Annotated in this window: 11 protein-coding genes; 7 read left to right on the forward strand and 4 right to left on the reverse strand. The window is 70.9% G+C overall.

The genetic code is table 11. From position 1 onward, the window contains the following. Positions 1-99: 99 nt before the first annotated feature. Complete coding sequence (locus ACXN5W_RS07275) at positions 100-852, forward strand: lysozyme (RefSeq protein ID WP_473157382.1); 753 nt, start codon at positions 100-102, stop codon at positions 850-852. A 148-nt stretch (positions 853-1,000) separates the two neighbouring features. Here ACXN5W_RS07275 and ACXN5W_RS07280 read toward each other — a convergent pair whose 3' ends face one another. The 3 genes from ACXN5W_RS07280 to ACXN5W_RS07290 form a co-directional block, all read right to left on the reverse strand. Further along, the gene (locus ACXN5W_RS07280) at positions 1,001-2,206 is read right to left on the reverse strand and encodes an acyltransferase family protein (RefSeq protein WP_473157383.1); all 1,206 of its coding nucleotides are present in this window, start codon (positions 2,204-2,206) and stop codon (positions 1,001-1,003) included. 121 nt (positions 2,207-2,327) lie between these two features. Continuing rightward, positions 2,328-5,021 (reverse strand): glycoside hydrolase family 3 protein, encoded by a 2,694-nt coding sequence (locus ACXN5W_RS07285; protein WP_473157384.1) that lies wholly within the window; start codon positions 5,019-5,021, stop codon positions 2,328-2,330. A 269-nt stretch (positions 5,022-5,290) separates the two neighbouring features. Next, the gene (locus ACXN5W_RS07290; protein WP_473157385.1) at positions 5,291-6,790 is read right to left on the reverse strand and encodes an MFS transporter; all 1,500 of its coding nucleotides are present in this window, start codon (positions 6,788-6,790) and stop codon (positions 5,291-5,293) included. Between the two features lie 288 nt (positions 6,791-7,078). On the opposite strand from ACXN5W_RS07290, the gene ACXN5W_RS07295 reads away from it, so the two are divergent. After that, entirely contained in the window at positions 7,079-7,639 is a 561-nt protein-coding gene (locus tag ACXN5W_RS07295; protein WP_473157386.1) for a hypothetical protein, read from the forward strand. A 51-nt stretch (positions 7,640-7,690) separates the two neighbouring features. On the opposite strand, the gene ACXN5W_RS07300 is transcribed toward ACXN5W_RS07295, so the two are convergent. Then, positions 7,691-8,380, reverse strand: coding sequence for a Tat pathway signal sequence domain protein (locus tag ACXN5W_RS07300; RefSeq protein WP_473157387.1), 690 nt, complete (start codon positions 8,378-8,380; stop codon positions 7,691-7,693). A gap of 509 nt (positions 8,381-8,889) precedes the next feature. Here ACXN5W_RS07300 and ACXN5W_RS07305 point away from each other — a divergent pair. The 5 genes from ACXN5W_RS07305 to ACXN5W_RS07325 all read left to right on the forward strand — a co-directional run bounded on the left by ACXN5W_RS07305 (position 8,890) and on the right by ACXN5W_RS07325 (position 14,803). Next, entirely contained in the window at positions 8,890-9,696 is an 807-nt protein-coding gene (locus ACXN5W_RS07305) for a TetR/AcrR family transcriptional regulator (RefSeq protein WP_473157388.1), read from the forward strand. 377 nt (positions 9,697-10,073) lie between these two features. After that, positions 10,074-10,697, forward strand: coding sequence for a DUF6230 family protein (locus tag ACXN5W_RS07310; protein ID WP_473157389.1), 624 nt, complete (start codon positions 10,074-10,076; stop codon positions 10,695-10,697). Positions 10,698-10,701: 4 nt separating this feature from the next. Then, positions 10,702-11,139, forward strand: a complete 438-nt coding sequence (locus ACXN5W_RS07315) for a DUF6114 domain-containing protein (RefSeq protein WP_473157390.1) — start codon at positions 10,702-10,704, stop codon at positions 11,137-11,139. 251 nt (positions 11,140-11,390) lie between these two features. Beyond that, positions 11,391-13,367: an amino acid transporter gene (locus ACXN5W_RS07320; RefSeq protein WP_473157391.1), complete on the forward strand. Its 1,977-nt coding sequence runs from the start codon at positions 11,391-11,393 to the stop codon at positions 13,365-13,367. Between the two features lie 92 nt (positions 13,368-13,459). Beyond that, positions 13,460-14,803 carry a uracil-xanthine permease family protein gene (locus ACXN5W_RS07325; protein WP_473157392.1) on the forward strand — a complete coding sequence of 448 codons (1,344 nt, stop codon included), beginning with the start codon at positions 13,460-13,462 and terminating at the stop codon, positions 14,801-14,803. Positions 14,804-14,914 lie beyond the last annotated feature (111 nt).

A 14,914-nucleotide genomic window follows, 5' to 3' on the forward strand; every position in this document is an offset into this window, starting at 1 on the left:
CAAGTATTGAAGTTTTGTTCCGGCCATGACCTAATTGCTGGCAGATCCTTTCAGTACCGAGGTCGCTACCGCGACCCACCCCCACCTGGGAGGCTTTGCATGATCTCGATCCTCCGAAGGCGTCCGCGAGCCAGGGCCGGAGTCACGGCCGCGCTCGTGGCGCTCACGGCCGCCGTCGCCACCGCGTTCGGCGCCACCCCCGCCCAGGCCGCACCCTCCGGCCTCAAAGGAATGGACGTCTCCAGCTATCAGGGCAACGTCAACTGGTCCGCCGCGTGGAGCAACGGGGCCCGGTTCGCCTACATCAAGGCGACCGAGGGTACGTACTACACCAACGCGTACTTCGCCCAGCAGTACAACGGGTCGTACAACGTCGGGATGATCCGCGGGTCGTACCACTTCGCCCGGCCCGACACCACCAGCGGCGCCACCCAGGCCGACTACTTCGTCGCCCACGGCGGCGGCTGGTCCAAGGACGGCAAGACCCTGCCGGGCGCGCTCGACATCGAGTACAACCCGTACGGCGCCACCTGTTACGGCCTGTCCCAGGCCAGCATGCGCAGCTGGATCGCGTCGTTCGTCAACCAGTACCACAGCCGCACCGGCCGGTGGGCCACCATCTACACGACCACCGACTGGTGGAGCACGTGCACCGGCAACACGTCGCAGTTCGCCACCAACGACCCGCTGTGGATCGCCCGGTACTCCAGCAGCGTCGGCACCCTGCCGGCCGGCTGGGGTACGTACTCCTTCTGGCAGTGGTCCTCGTCCGGGACGTTCCCGGGCGACCAGGACGTCTGGAACGGCACCCTCGACCGACTGAAGGTGCTGGCCTGCAACGGATCGTGCTGACCCTCCGCGCCTGACCCGACGGGTGCCGCGACCACCGCGGCACCCGTCCACGCGGTCAGTCCCGGTCCGGTCCCGATGATCCACACGATCTTGCGTTGTCAGGTCCGGCTGCCCGGAACGGTCCACTAAAAGGGCAGGATCGTGCGGATCATGGGGACGGCGCGGAGGCGACCGGCTCCGCCGACGACACCGGCTTCTCCGCCGACACCGGTTTCTCGGCCGCCAGCGGTTTCTCCGCCGACAGCGACTTCTCCGCCGGCTCCGGTCGGCGGGGCGCCGGGACCCGGACCGGCCCGCGGCGGCGCGGGCCGAGCAGCCGCATCATCGGCGTCTCCACGTACCGGTGCAGCAGGGCGGCGGCCGCCAGGTTGAGCAGCAGGAAGCCGACCGCGGCGACCGGCCCCCACCAGCCGGGGAAGCCACGCGGCCGGCCGAGCCAGGTGAGCACGCTGGTCACCACGAAGACGTGTACCAGGTAGTACGCGAAGGACACCTCGCCGAGCCAGCGCATCGGCCGGGACCGCCAGGGCGACCAGCGACCCCGGATGTCCGCGTCGGCGGCGGCCGCGATCACCAGGACGTACGCGGCGGCCAGCACCGTGGTCCAGGCCTGTGCCGGTATCCAGACGGTGGCGACCGTCCAGGTGACCACGAAGATGCCGGTGGCCGTCCACAGCCCGGGGCCGCGCCAGCGACCGCGCACCATCAGCTCGCCGGCGGCCACCCCGAGCCAGAACTCCAGCGACCGCACCACCGGGAACACCTGGGTGAACCACCACCGGTCGACCTCCGGTACGAGGCGTTGGGCCGGCCAGAGCGCCAGGATCAGCAGGGGCATCGCGACGACCACGCCGTACAGCACCCAGACCCGGGCCCGCCGCACCAGTGGGAGCACCAGCGGCAGGCAGAGGTAGAAGAACAGTTCACAGCTCAGCGACCAGCTGACCGTGTTCACGCTGTAGAACCAGCCGACCTTCGGTGTCCAGGTCTGCACCAGGAACAGGTTGGTCAGCGCGACCCGCAGGTCGTACGGCCGGCCGAGCCAGAGCCCCACCGCCAGCACCACGGCCCACATGACCACGTGGTTCGGGTAGATCTTGGCGAACCGGCGACGCCAGAACGTGCGCCGGCGCTCCCCCGGCCGGGCCGACCAGACCAGCACGAAGCCGCTGAGGATGAAGAAGAACTGCACCCCGGACAGGCCCAGCGTGAAGATCCGGTCGGTCACCGCCTTGATGCCCGGGTCGGCGATCACGTGCATGGTCCCGACGTGGAAGCCGAAGACCAGCATGGCGCCGACCCAGCGCAGTCCGGTGAGCGAGGGCAGCCGGTTGGCGGGAGTGCTCGAACCCATGGCGGGTCACCCTAGCGGGCGGACCGGCCGGCATCTTCGATCATGGGGTTGTGATGCCCGCTTGTGCCGCCTGCGCGGCCTTTGTCGGGCACCACAACCCCCTGACCATCGAGCAGAGTGCTCAGCTCGCCACTCGGCGTAGCAGCGCGAGGGCGCCGACCGCGTCCCCGGACAGCAACGCGTGGTCGGCGTCGGCGATCAGCCCCGCCGCCTCCGGCCGCGCGACCCCGGCGGCCACGGCACCCTGGGCCACGTCCCGGGCCACCGAGACGATCGCCCCGGCCAGGGCCGAGGTGTCGACCCGGGCCGATCGCAACTCCCGCAGCGCGGTGGCCAGCACGCCCAGCGTGCTGCCCCGAGGCGTGCCGGCGACGGTCCAACCGTCCCGTCCCAGGACGCCGGTCAGGTGCCGCAGCGCGGCCCGGACCGCAGGATCGCCGGAGTCGACCCGGGCGTCCCGGACCGCCTGCGCGAGCCGGTCCCGGGCCGGGTCGGTCCGCAGGCCCCAACCGAACGGATACTGCGGCTGGTAGTTCGCGTCACCGACGTTGATCGGCACCTGCGCGACGTCCCGGGGCCAGGTCACCGGCAGCTGACCGGTGAACGGCCGGCGACCGAACAGCACATCCGCCACCCCGGCGCCCTCGCTGCCCGGCTGCCACGAGGCGACCAGGGAGTCGATCTCACCGAGCTGGTCGCTCAACACCTGCGGCCGGCCGGAGACCACCAGCACCACGCAGCGGGCGATGGCGGCGCAGACCTTGTCCACCACGGCCCGGTCCTGCGGTTGCAGGGTCAGTGACTTCGCCTCGTGCTGCGGCGTCGTACACCAGTCACACACCGGGCCGCCCACGTCGCCGAACCCCTCGGCGTACGGCGTCTCGCCCACCACGACCACCCCGACGTCGGCGCCGGCGGTCGGCGCCGAGGCGTCGGCGCTGTACGTCACCCGGGCCCGGGGCGCGACCTCGCGGATGCCCTCCAGGATCGACGTGCCGGGGATGACGTCCTGACCCGACTGGCCCTGCCAGGTGATGGTCCACCCACCGGCCTGATTGCCCAGGTCGTCGGCGTTGCGGCCGGCGACGTAGAGCTTGGCGTCCCGGCGCAGCGGCAGCAGGCCACCGCTGTTCTTCAGCAACACCTGTGACTTCGCGACCGCCTCCCGGGCGAGCGCCCGGTGCGCGGAACTGCCCACCTGGTCCACGTTGGCCGCCGAGGCGTACGGGTGCTCGAAGAGCCCGAGCTGCATCTTCCTGCGCAGGATCCGGCGTACCGCGTCATCGATCCGGGTCTGGCTGACCCGCCCGGCGTTCGCCTCGGCCAGCAGCAGGTCCTCGAACTGCCTGGCCGTGTTGGGCTCCATGAACATGTCCGTGCCGGCGTTCACCCCGACCCGCACCTTGTACGCGGTCAGCCCCGTGTTGTCCGGCTCCGCCGGGTCGGGGATCTGGTGGATGCCCTCCCAGTCGGTGATCAGGAAGCCGTCGAAGCCGATCTTCCCCTTCAGCTCGTCGGTGATCAGCTCGTGGTTGGCGTGCATCTTGGTGGGATTGCCGACGCCGTCCTCGGTCCAGTCGACGCTGGAGAACGACGGCATGACGCTGCCGGCGTCGTGCTCACGCACCGCGCTGACGTACGGGGCCAGGTCGAGGCGCTCGAAGTCGGCCCGGTTGGTGACCGTGATGCCCTGGTCGATCGGGTACCGACCGGTACCGACCGCGCTGGGGTCGTACCTGGTGTCGCCGTCCCCGGCGTAGTGCTTGACCGTCGCGAGCACCCGGTCCGGGTCGTCGAGCTGGGCCGGCCGGCGTCCCTGGAGGCCGTCGATCACCGACTCCATCCGGATCACCAGCGCCGGGTCCTCGCCGAAGCTCTCGTAGCTACGACCCCACCGCTCGTCCCGGGAGACGCACACGCAGGGCGCGAAGTCCCAGGGAATCCCGGTGGCCCGCACCTCGGCCGCGGTGGCGTGCCCGACCCGCTCCGCCAGGCCCGGATCGCGGCTGGAACCGAGCCCGACGTTGTGCGGGAACACGGTGGCACCGAGGACGTTGCCGTGCCCGTGCACCGCGTCGACCCCGTAGATCATCGGGATCTGCAGCCGGGTGCTCAGCGCCTGCGCCTGGTACCGGTTGACCATCTCCACCCAGGCGGCCGGGGTGTTGCTGGCCGGCGTCGAACCACCACCGGACAGCACCGAGCCGAGCTGCCACTGGGCGATCAGGGTCGGGTCGCTGTCGACCGCGGCCCGCTCGGCCTGGGTCATCTGGCCGATCTTCTCGGTCAGCGTCATCCGGCGCAGCAGGTCCTCGACCCGCTGGTCGACGGGCCGTCGGGAGTCCAGATAGGGCAGTCCGTTGGCGTTCAGCACGACCGTCGGTTGCCGCTCGACCCGCGCCGCGCCATCCGGGGAGAGCGACAGCGGGATCGTCTCGGCGGTCTCCCCCGCGCCGTCGGCGAGGGTGTCCACCCCGACCCGGATCACGGTGCCGGACGCGGTACCGGCCGGGAAGGTGACCGTTCCCGAGGCCGCCCGGTAGTCCGTGCCGGGGGTGGCCGTGCCGGTCGCCGTACGCCAGCCGACCCGGGTGGCGCTGTCCAGCGGCCGGCCGTCCGAGGTGGACACCGCTAGCCCGACCTCGGCCCGGGAACCTTCGGCTACGACGTAGCCCGGCCGGTCGGCGCCGACGGTCACGGTCTGCACGGTGGCCGCCTGCGCCGCGGTCGCGGGCGCCAGTGAGGTGACCAGGGCACCGACACCCACCGCCGCGGTACACACACGAGCCCGACCCGCCCGGAAGCGTGATCGCATGTCGTCCTCTCCGCGGGCCCGACGGGCATCCGAGGCCCCTGTCGGCCCGGACCGACCCATCCCCCGCTGTGATCGATCCTTGCCATCGGTAACGAGATTCGTCAATATTGTTTCCGTTTAATGTTCTGAGCCACGCCAGCGCACCGGCGCCCCCGACCCGGCGAACGGATCGGGGCACCGGCGCGCTTCGGTACGCGGTGTCGGGCTGGGCCACGGCCGGGAGACGCCCCCGCCGGTACCCGGCGTCGGACCGGAGCCGGTATCCGGTGTCAGGCCGGGGCCATGCCGGCCGGCAGGTCGGCGCCGCCACGCTGCCGGGGCACCTCGGTCGCGTCCTCGGCGCTGAGCGGCCGGGCGATGTCCTCCAGGGACTTCCGCTCGGCGTTCACCCCGAGGAACGCGGCCACCACACCGCCGATGATCATCACGATCGCGCCGAGCACGAAGGCGAGGACGGTGTCCCCCACCTTGCCGGTGCCGACCAGCTTCGAGAACAGCAGCGGGCCGGTGATGCCGCCGGCCGCCGTACCGAGCGCGTAGAAGAACGCGATCGCCATGGCCCGGGTCTCCATCGGGAAGATCTCGCTCACCGTGAGATAGGCCGCGCTGGCCCCGCAGGAGGCGAAGAACAACACCACGCACCAGCAGGCGGTCATCGTGGTTCCGTTGAGCACGCCCGCGTTGAACAGCAGCGCCGTGCCCAGCAGCAGCACACCGGACAGGATGTACGTCCCGGCGATCATGATCCGTCGGCCGACCGTGTCGAAGAGCCTGCCCAGCAGCAGCGGACCGGCCAGGTTGCCCACCGCTATCACCGCGAAGTAGTAACCGGTGTTGCCGGACGGCACCTTGAAGAAGGTCTCCAGGATCTGCGCGAAACCGAAGGTGATCGCGTTGTAGAGGAACGCCTGGCCGATGAAGAGCGCGAAACCGAGGATCGCGCGGCGTGGATATCGAGCGAACAGGGTGTGCGCGATGGTCACGAACCCGATCGACTTCCGCTGCCGGATGGTGATGCTGCTGTCCGCCTCCGCCAACTCCTTGCCGGTCTCCCGCTGCACCTCCTGCTCCACGCTCTCGACCAACCGTTCGGCCTCGTCGCCCCGGCCGTGGATGAACAACCAGCGCGGGCTCTCCGGCACGTGCCGGCGGACCAGCAGGATCACCAGGCCGAGCACCACGCCCAGGCCGAACGCCACCCGCCAGCCGACGTTCACCGGCAGGCCGTTGAGCAGCGGCACGGTCAGCAGCGCGCCGATGGCCGCACCGGCCCAGAAGGTTCCGTTGATCACGAGGTCGATCCGGCCGCGGTGCCGGGCCGGGATCAGCTCGTCGATGGCCGAGTTGATCGCCGCGTACTCGCCCCCGATGCCCATGCCGGTGAGGAACCGGAAGAGGAAGAACCACCACGAGTCGAAGGCCAGCGCGGTCAGCGCGGTCGCCGCGAGGTAGACCACCAGGGTGACGAGGAAGAGCTTCTTGCGGCCGAGCCGGTCGGTCAACCAGCCGAAGAACAGCGCACCGGTGCACGCACCCGCCACGTAGAGGGCGGCGGCCAGGCCGGTGATCTGCGACTGGCTGATCGCCAGGCCGCTGCCGGGCTTCGAGATGGCCCCCGAGAGGTTGCCGACGATCGTCACCTCCAGGCCGTCCAGGATCCAGACGGTGCCCAGGCCGATGACGATCATCCAGTGCCAGCGGGACCAGGGCAACCGGTCCAACCGGGCTGGCACGTTGGTGCGGATTGTGCCGGTCTGTACGTCAGTCATCGCGACGCTCCACCGGACGTGGACTCCTGCCGACCCACCTCATCGGGGGTGACCGGCGCGCTCAACTCGTTCATGCCCCGGGCAGTTGCCCAACTCGCCGACCCGCTAATCGTTCCGCCGAAAGGAAGGGCACCTTGTTATCGCTTTTTGTATAGCAAGGTGCCCCTGTTGACACTCCGATCCGCCCGGCCCGGGGGCCGTATCGTACGACCGGGTCAGCTTCGCGGCGGGACGAGCGCGACGGGACGGGACGGGACGGATGAGGCGGGACGGGTGGAAGGCTTCGGCATGACGGCTGCGGTTGACGACGGTGACCGGGTGGCGGCGTCGCTGGCCGGGTGGCTGTCCCGGGTGACCTTCCTGGACCGGACCGCCGACGAGGTGACCGACCTGCTGATCGCCGCCGTCGCCGACTGGGGCGCGTTCCAGCGGTGGCGGGTGTACCGACGGGCGGCCAGCGTGCTGCCGCTGCCCCCGCCGTACCAGCATCAGCGTTCCGTCGTCGACGTGGCGTGCGCCCGACCGGACGGACCGCCCGTGGTGGTGGAGGTCGACCACGGAGCCCGGCGGCGGTCGGTGCAGAAGCTGCTCGCGGAGGCCGAGGCCGGCCGGGTCGCCGTGTGGGTCCGCTGGGGGGACCGGCCCGCCGATCCCCCACCAGCGCCGGTACGGCTGGTCGCCCTGCACGTGACCGCCCGCCGGTCGGTGGACGGAACCCGGGTCCACTCCCGTCCACCGACCACCGACCGACCCCCACCGCCGCACGCCGGTACGGCCGCCACCGGGACCGAGCAGGTCGAGCTGTTCACCAGCCCGCCGTCGCCAGCCGACGCACCGGGCGGCGGATGACGGCGGACCGGACCCGGGTGACGCGTACCGGACCCGGGTGACGTCGGGCGGTCAGTTCACGTAGATCGTCGGGCCGCCGGTACGGCTGACGTCCACGATCGGGCCGTAGCTCGCCGAGAAGTAGCCGTTGGCGAAGCACGTACCGGGTCCGGAGATCCGGTTGAACTGCTGGTTGGTGAAGCTGATCGTGAGCGTCGTGTTGGACGCCGTACCGGTCAGCGTGTTGCCGTTCGCCTGGTATCCGCAGGTGACGTTGCCGAGCAGCGTCCTGAGCACGATCGTGGTCTGGATCGGCCTGCTCGACGCACCGGTGATCTTCACCGCGCCGCCGCTGGCCACCGTGGTCGCGTACGGCAGGTTGCCGACGGTGATGCTGGCGACGCCGCTCGTACCGAACACGTTGCTGGTGCAGGTGCTGGCGTTGAAGGTCTGCGAGCTGAGTGACTCGGTCGCGGTGCCCGGTGCCGGCGGGTTCGCGGTGACCGTCGCCGAGAAGCTCGACCCGGAACACCTGATGCCCGTGGTGCCGCTCGCGGACGAGTAGAAGTTGGCGGTGGTGCCGGTCTTCAGGTTCGCGTTCGCGACGTCCCCGACCGGCACGTTCGTACCGCCCGCACTTCCGTACGTCAGCACGTTCACCGCCTCGGTGGAGCCGCCCCTCGCGACCGCGGGTGAGGCGGTGGCCAGGACGGCGAGCAGCGTGGTCGCCGCGATGGCGGCGAGGCGTCCGTACCCGTGCATGGTTCCCTCCGGTGGGATGGATGGATGGGGTGACATTCGGGCCCGGTCAGCCGGCCGAGGCGCGCCGATCGGCGCGCGGGTCGGTGCCGCCCGGGTCAATGGCCGGGAAGAGGTGGTTCGCCGCCGAGGACCACGGCGTTGGCCACGGGTTCGGCGGGTAGCCCGAAGGCAGGGTTGGGCAGCGGATCGATGCCGTCGAACAGGTCGCGTCCACCCGGGTTCGGGCGCGCCGGACCGGAAAGGCGTTCAGCGTGGCCCGGGTGAGCAGCGTGGCACGGGTGAGCGGTCGCCCGACTCAGGCTGGAGCACTGCGGCTCAGCCGCGTCACCTGGCGCTTTCCGGCCTTTGAGGTCAAGAAACCGTCGGCCATACTGAGGACCATCAGCCCTCCCTCAGCAACGATGATGGATTCGACCCCGGTAACCATCAGTGGCGACTCCGGGACCGACCGTGAAAGTTATAAACCCCAGAGGGTCGCAAAGTCAAGCGCACGGAAACCAAGGAGATCGATGTCCACGGCCATCTCCAGCCGCACGCCGACCCCACTCCCCGGCGCCCGGGAGGGCCGGGACCCGAGCCGGGCGATCAAGCGAGGGCCCCGGCGGCAACCGGCCGAGGTCGTCGCGGCCACCCAGCGGGACCGGCTGTACGACGGACTCGTACACACGGTGGCCGAGAAGGGGTACGCCAACGCCCGGGTCACCGACATCTGCCAGGCGGCCGGGGTGACCCGACCCGCCTTCTACGCCCTGTTCGAGGGCAAGGAGGACGCCTTCCGAGCCACCTACCGGCATGGCACGGCGGTGCTGCTGCGGATGATGGAGCAGTCCTACCGGGAGGCCACGGACTGGCCGGACGGCGCACGTCGGTCGCTCAGCGTGCTGCTGGACGTACTGGCCAGCGTCCCCGCCTTCGCCACCATGGCGATCGTCGAGATCGACGGCGCCGGACCGGCCGCCCGGCGCGAGCGGGACCTGCTACTTCGGAGGTTCCATCAGTTCTTCGTGGAGGCCCGGCCCGAACCGGCGGTCGCCGCCCCGGACGTGCTGGTCGGCTCGGTGGTGGGCGGCATCTACGCGACCATCCACCAGCACGTCGCGGCCGGCCGGGTACGCGAGTTGCCGGCACTGCTGCCGACGTTGACGTACTTCATGACCGCGCCGTTCCTCGGTCGGGCCGAGGCGACCCGCGCGGCGGCCTCGGCGACCACCGGGGCGGGCGCCCCGGCCACCGCACCGTGCGTGACCGAGCCGACCGCCACACCGGGTGTGGCCGGGCCAGAAGCGACCGAGCCAGAAGCGACCGAGCCGGCCTGAGCCGGCCGTTCGGCCACACCAACCCGAACCCGTCCGGGTGCCGGACCGAGCCCACCCGCCCGGCCACGCCGACCCGGGTCCGTTGTCCCGACCGCGCCGGCAATGCCGCTCCGCCACCTCGGTCGAGGATGATCGAATGTTTCCACCGGTCAGAAATCAGCGGGGTTTTTGATCGATTATCAATTGATGAGAATCTTGCCGACTCGGCTTTGTGGGTGTTGACCATTCCAGTGACCGGGCGGTAACTTCCTGGGGTCGGAGCCACCGGAAACACGCCTGGGGAACTCGGTCGAATCGATCTCATCGTCGCGCCCTGGCCATCATTTCCGGAGCCGCCGGCCGTTCTCGTCCAGACCGCCGATCCGAGGGGGCCATCGATGTCTTCCAGCGACGCGTCCGACTCAAGGGCTCCCGGCAAGATCCGGTGGCGACGGTTCGTCGCCATGCTGGGCGCGGCGGGTGCCGCCGGTGGGGCCATGGTGGTGCTGACCGCCCAGGGGGTACTGGCCGCCCAGTTCTCGGTTTCCGGAATGCCTTTCACGGTCACCGCGGACAAGCTCACCGGTACCGGGTTCGAACAGTTCGCCACCCTCGACCACATGATCGAGAACAGTCCCAACGAGGGCGACACCGGCGGCCAACTGGTGCTCATCGTCTCCGCGATCGACCAGGCCGAGCTGACCAATCTGTGCCAGAGCGTGAGCCTCGGCGGAATGCATTTGAAGATCACCGCCGGCGACGACGGAAAGAACGTCTCGGCCCGGACCCTGGTGGTCGACTCCGATTCCATCACCGGCGACGCGACGTTCAAGAACATCGACATCGGGCAGGACGCCAGCACGCTCGACCGGGTGCCGGGGGTCACCGGCAACCCCGGCGTCTTCGCTCAGCAGGCTGAGACCGTCACCATCCTCGACCTGCGGCAGAACAACTACGCCACGACGGCGGCGGCGTTCCACCTGCCGCACCTGCGGATGAGTTTCACCGACAACGGCTGCTGAACCGATGGACGACCACGATGGCCCGAACGGCTCCGCCGATCCGCCGGCGCCGTCCCGCACGGTCCGGATCTGGCGGGCGTGGCGGGGGTGGCGACGCTCCCGTCCGTTCTGGGGGGCGTTCCTGGTGCTGCTCGGGGCCACCGAGATCCTGGCCACGGTCCGCGCGCCCCTACCGGTGATCCTGCACGTCGGCCCGCAGGGGTTGGCCGCCTATCTGGTACCGCTCGTGCTGCTGCTGTGCGGGATACTCCTGCTGGTGAATCCCGCGCAGCGGCTGTTCTACTCGGTCCTGACCGTCCTGCTGGCGTTGGCCTCCTGGCTGACCTCGAACCTCGGCGGCTTCCTCGTCGGACTGCTGCTCTGCCTGACCGGTGGGGCGCTCGCCTTCGCCTGGGCGCCGGTCCGGGCCGCCGACGGCACACGCCACCCGGACCCGGCCTGACACCCGGGCGCAGCCGCCCGCCCAGCCCGCCCGACCCCGCGTACCGCCGGACCCGCGCAACCAGGCCCGCCCCAACCCCGCGTACCCCCGCGTCCGTCCGACCCCGCGTATCCCGGACCCGCCGCCCTCGCGCCCGACCTGGCGTGGGAGGCCCTGGCGCGCTGGCCCGTTTCGGCACCGGCACCGCCGCTGGTTTGTGAGGATTGACCCTGGCGAGCGCGGTCAGGAACCGGCGCGAGGGGCGGTGACGGGTGGACCGGCGGTCTGGCGGGCGGGTCGGCTCCGGACAGCGCCGCCGGGAGGCGGCGGCTGGGGGCCGGGTCCGGGGTTGGCTGCTGTACGGCACGGACCCCGACCATGCCAGCGGGCCGCACTCGGCACCGCACCCGGAACACCAGCGGCGCTGGTGGCGGGTGATGTGCCTGACTGGCCTGGACTACTTCTCGACGCTCGGTTACCAACCCGGCATCGCGGCCCTGGCCGCCGGGGCCGTGGCGCCGGTGGCCACGGTGGTGCTGGTCGCGCTCACCCTGTTCGGGGCGCTGCCGGTGTACCGGCGGGTCGCCCGGGAGAGCCCACACGGCCAGGGCTCGATCGCGATGCTCGAACGGATCCTGCCCCGCTGGAGCGGCAAGTTCTTCGTACTGGTCCTGCTCGGGTTCGCGGCGACCGACTTCATCATCACGATCACCCTGTCGGCCGCCGACGCCACCGCGCACATCCTGGAGAACCCCTTCCTACCGGCGGGTCTGCGCGGAAGCCAGGTCGCCCTGACCCTGCTGCTCATCGCGCTGCTCGGCGCGGTCTTCCTCAAGGGATTCAAGGAGGCCATCGGCATCGCCGTCGTGCTCGTCGCGGTGTACCTGACACTGAACGCGGTGGTCATCGCCGTGGCCCTCGGACATCTCGCGACACACCCGACGCTGGTCGCCGACTGGCGTCGGACGCTGCTGACCCAGCATCCCCACCCGCTGGGCATCGCCCTCCTGGCGCTGTTCGTCTTTCCCCGGCTCGCCCTCGGGTTGTCCGGCTTCGAGACCGGGGTCGCGGTGATGCCGCTGATCCGGGGGCACCCCGGGGACCAGCCACGGCGACCGGAGGGCCGGATCCTCGGCGCGCGCCGGCTGCTCACCACGGCCGCGCTGATCATGAGCGCCTACCTGATCACCAGCAGCATCACCACCACCATGCTGATCCCGGCCCGGGAGTTCGAGGCGGGCGGGCAGGCCAACGGCCGGGCCCTGGCCTACCTCGCGCACCGCTACCTGGGCGGCAACTTCGGCACCGTGTACGACATCAGCACCGTGCTGATCCTCTGGTTCGCCGGCGCCTCGGCCATGGCGGGTCTGCTGAACCTCGTACCGCGCTACCTGCCCCGGTACGGGATGGCCCCGAACTGGACGCGCGCCGTCCGGCCCCTCGTGCTGGTGTTCACCGGCACGTCGTTCCTGATCACCATCGTCTTCGCCGCGGACGTCACCGCGCAGGGCGGCGCGTACGCGACCGGCGTGCTGGTGTTGATCTCCTCGGCCGCCGTGGCCGTGACCCTCTCGGCCCGGCGCCGTCGGCAGCGACGGCTGCTGGTCGCGTTCTCCGCGATCACGGCGGTGCTCGCCTACACCACCGCCGCCAACATCGTGGAACGGCCGGACGGGGTCAAGATCGCCTCGCTGTTCATCGTCGGGATCGTCGGCACCTCGCTGCTGTCCCGGGCGCTGCGCGCCACCGAACTGCGGGTCAGCGAGGTGACGATGAGCCGGGCGGCGAAGCGGATGATCGAGGAGGCCGCGGTCCACGGGGAACTTCGGATCTTCGCCAACGAGCCGCAGCAGCGCAACGAGGAGGAGTACCAGAGCAAGGCCGCCGAGGAGTGCGCGGACAACAACATCCCGACGGACCAGCCGGTGCTGTTCATGGAGGTGACCGTCCGCGACCCGTCCCAGTTCGAGTCCCAGCTGACCGTGCAGGGCGAGGAACGCTACGGCTACCGCATCCTGAAGGTCGAGGGGCCGAGCGTCGGCAACTCGATCGCCGCGCTCCTGCTGCACCTGCGGGACGTCACGGGCCGGTTGCCGCACGTCTACTTCGACTGGACCGAGGGCAACCCGGTGGCGCACCTGCTGCGCTATCTGGTGTTCGGTGACGGTGAGGTGGCGGTGGTGACCCGCGAGGTGCTCCGGCAGGCCGAGCCGGACCGTTACCGACGGCCGCACGTGCACGTGGGCTGACTCCGTTAAGCGGGGCCCCTTCCTATACAAAATGCGATAACAAGGGGCCCTTCCTTACCCCCCCCGGAGCCAGAAGGGTACGTGCACACCGCATGAGTGAGTCTCGCACCGAAGCGCCATCCCGCCCGTTCGCCTGGTCGGTCCACGGCGACGGCCGGACCATCCGACCCGGTGCGGTGGTCCGCCCGGACGAGCGGCTGTCCTGGCCGCGCACCATCGGCGTCGGCGTGCAGCATGTCGTGGCGATGTTCGGCGCGACGTTCACGGTTCCGCTGATCACCGGATTCCCGCCGGCCACCACGCTGTTCTTCTCCGGGCTCGGCACCATGCTGTTCCTGCTGGTGACCCGGGGTCGGATCCCGTCGTACCTGGGTTCGTCGTTCGCCTTCATCGCCCCGGTGCTGGCGGCGAAGGCCGGTGGCGACATCGGGCCCGCGCTCGGTGGGATCCTGGTCACCGGCGCCCTGCTGGCCGCCGTCGGCCTGCTGGTCCAGGCGGTCGGCAGCCGGTGGATCACCGCCCTCATGCCGCCCGTGGTGACCGGCGCGATCGTCGCGCTGATCGGGCTGAACCTCGCGCCGACCGCCTGGGCCGGCGGCGGCGACGGCGGGGTACGCGCCCAGCCCGGGATCGCCGTGGTCACCATCGCGGCCATCCTGCTGGCCACCGTCGCCTTCCGGGGCTTCCTCGGTCGACTGTCCATTCTGCTCGGTGTGATCCTGGGCTGGGTGTTCGCGGTGGTGGTCGGCGGGCTCGACCCGGCCGCCACCCGCCGGCTCGCCGACGCGGGCTGGGTGGGGCTGCCGGCCTTCCACGCCCCGTCCTTCGGTTGGCACGCCCTGGCCCTCATCACGCCGGTGATCCTGGTGCTGGTGGCCGAGAACGCCGGGCACGTCAAGGCGGTGGCCGTGATGACCGGTCACGACCTGGACCGGGAGATGGGCCGGGCGTTCCTCGGGGATGGCCTGGCCACCGTGCTGGCCGGTGCCGGCGGCGGTTCCGGTACGACGACGTACGCGGAGAACATCGGCGTGATGGCCGCGACCCGGGTCTATTCCACCGCCGCCTACTGGGTGGCCGGGGTCGCGGCGGTGCTGCTCGGCCTGTGCCCGAAGTTCGGCGCGCTGATCCTGACCGTGCCGGCGGGCGTGCTGGGTGGCGCCACCACGGTGCTGTACGGCCTGATCGCGGTCCTGGGCGCGCGGATCTGGCTGGAGAACCGGGTCGACTTCCACGACCCGGTGAACCTGATGACCGCCGCCGTGGCGGTGATCGTCGGTGCGGCGAACTACACCCTCACCGCCGGCGAGCTGTCGTTCACCGGTATCGCCCTCGGGTCGGCGGCGGCGCTGGCCTGCTATCACCTGATGCGCCTGGTGGCTCGGCTGCGCAACGGACCACGCCGGGCCGACGGGTCGCCCGAGGGGCCGGTCTGATCCGCCGTCGCCGGTCCTTCCCGGTCGGGTCAGCCCCGAGCTGGCCTGGCCGGGAAGTCCGGCGACCCGGGCGAGCAGCCGCACGGACCCGGGTCGACCCATCCGGTCAGG

It is taken from the genome of Plantactinospora sp. A48 (assembly GCF_055793945.1).

Bases quoted from the DNA above. Each gene is read 5' to 3' on its own strand.
- ACXN5W_RS07300 (WP_473157387.1), bottom strand. From the start codon at position 8,380: ATGCACGGGTACGGACGCCTCGCCGCCATCGCGGCGACCACGCTGCTC.
- ACXN5W_RS07275 (WP_473157382.1), top strand. From the start codon at position 100: ATGATCTCGATCCTCCGAAGGCGTCCGCGAGCCAGGGCCGGAGTCACG.
- ACXN5W_RS07290 (WP_473157385.1), bottom strand. From the start codon at position 6,790: ATGACTGACGTACAGACCGGCACAATCCGCACCAACGTGCCAGCCCGG.
- ACXN5W_RS07315 (WP_473157390.1), top strand. From the start codon at position 10,702: ATGGACGACCACGATGGCCCGAACGGCTCCGCCGATCCGCCGGCGCCG.
- ACXN5W_RS07305 (WP_473157388.1), top strand. From the start codon at position 8,890: ATGTCCACGGCCATCTCCAGCCGCACGCCGACCCCACTCCCCGGCGCC.
- ACXN5W_RS07295 (WP_473157386.1), top strand. From the start codon at position 7,079: ATGACGGCTGCGGTTGACGACGGTGACCGGGTGGCGGCGTCGCTGGCC.
- ACXN5W_RS07285 (WP_473157384.1), bottom strand. From the start codon at position 5,021: ATGCGATCACGCTTCCGGGCGGGTCGGGCTCGTGTGTGTACCGCGGCG.
- ACXN5W_RS07310 (WP_473157389.1), top strand. From the start codon at position 10,074: ATGTCTTCCAGCGACGCGTCCGACTCAAGGGCTCCCGGCAAGATCCGG.
- ACXN5W_RS07325 (WP_473157392.1), top strand. From the start codon at position 13,460: ATGAGTGAGTCTCGCACCGAAGCGCCATCCCGCCCGTTCGCCTGGTCG.
- ACXN5W_RS07280 (WP_473157383.1), bottom strand. From the start codon at position 2,206: ATGGGTTCGAGCACTCCCGCCAACCGGCTGCCCTCGCTCACCGGACTG.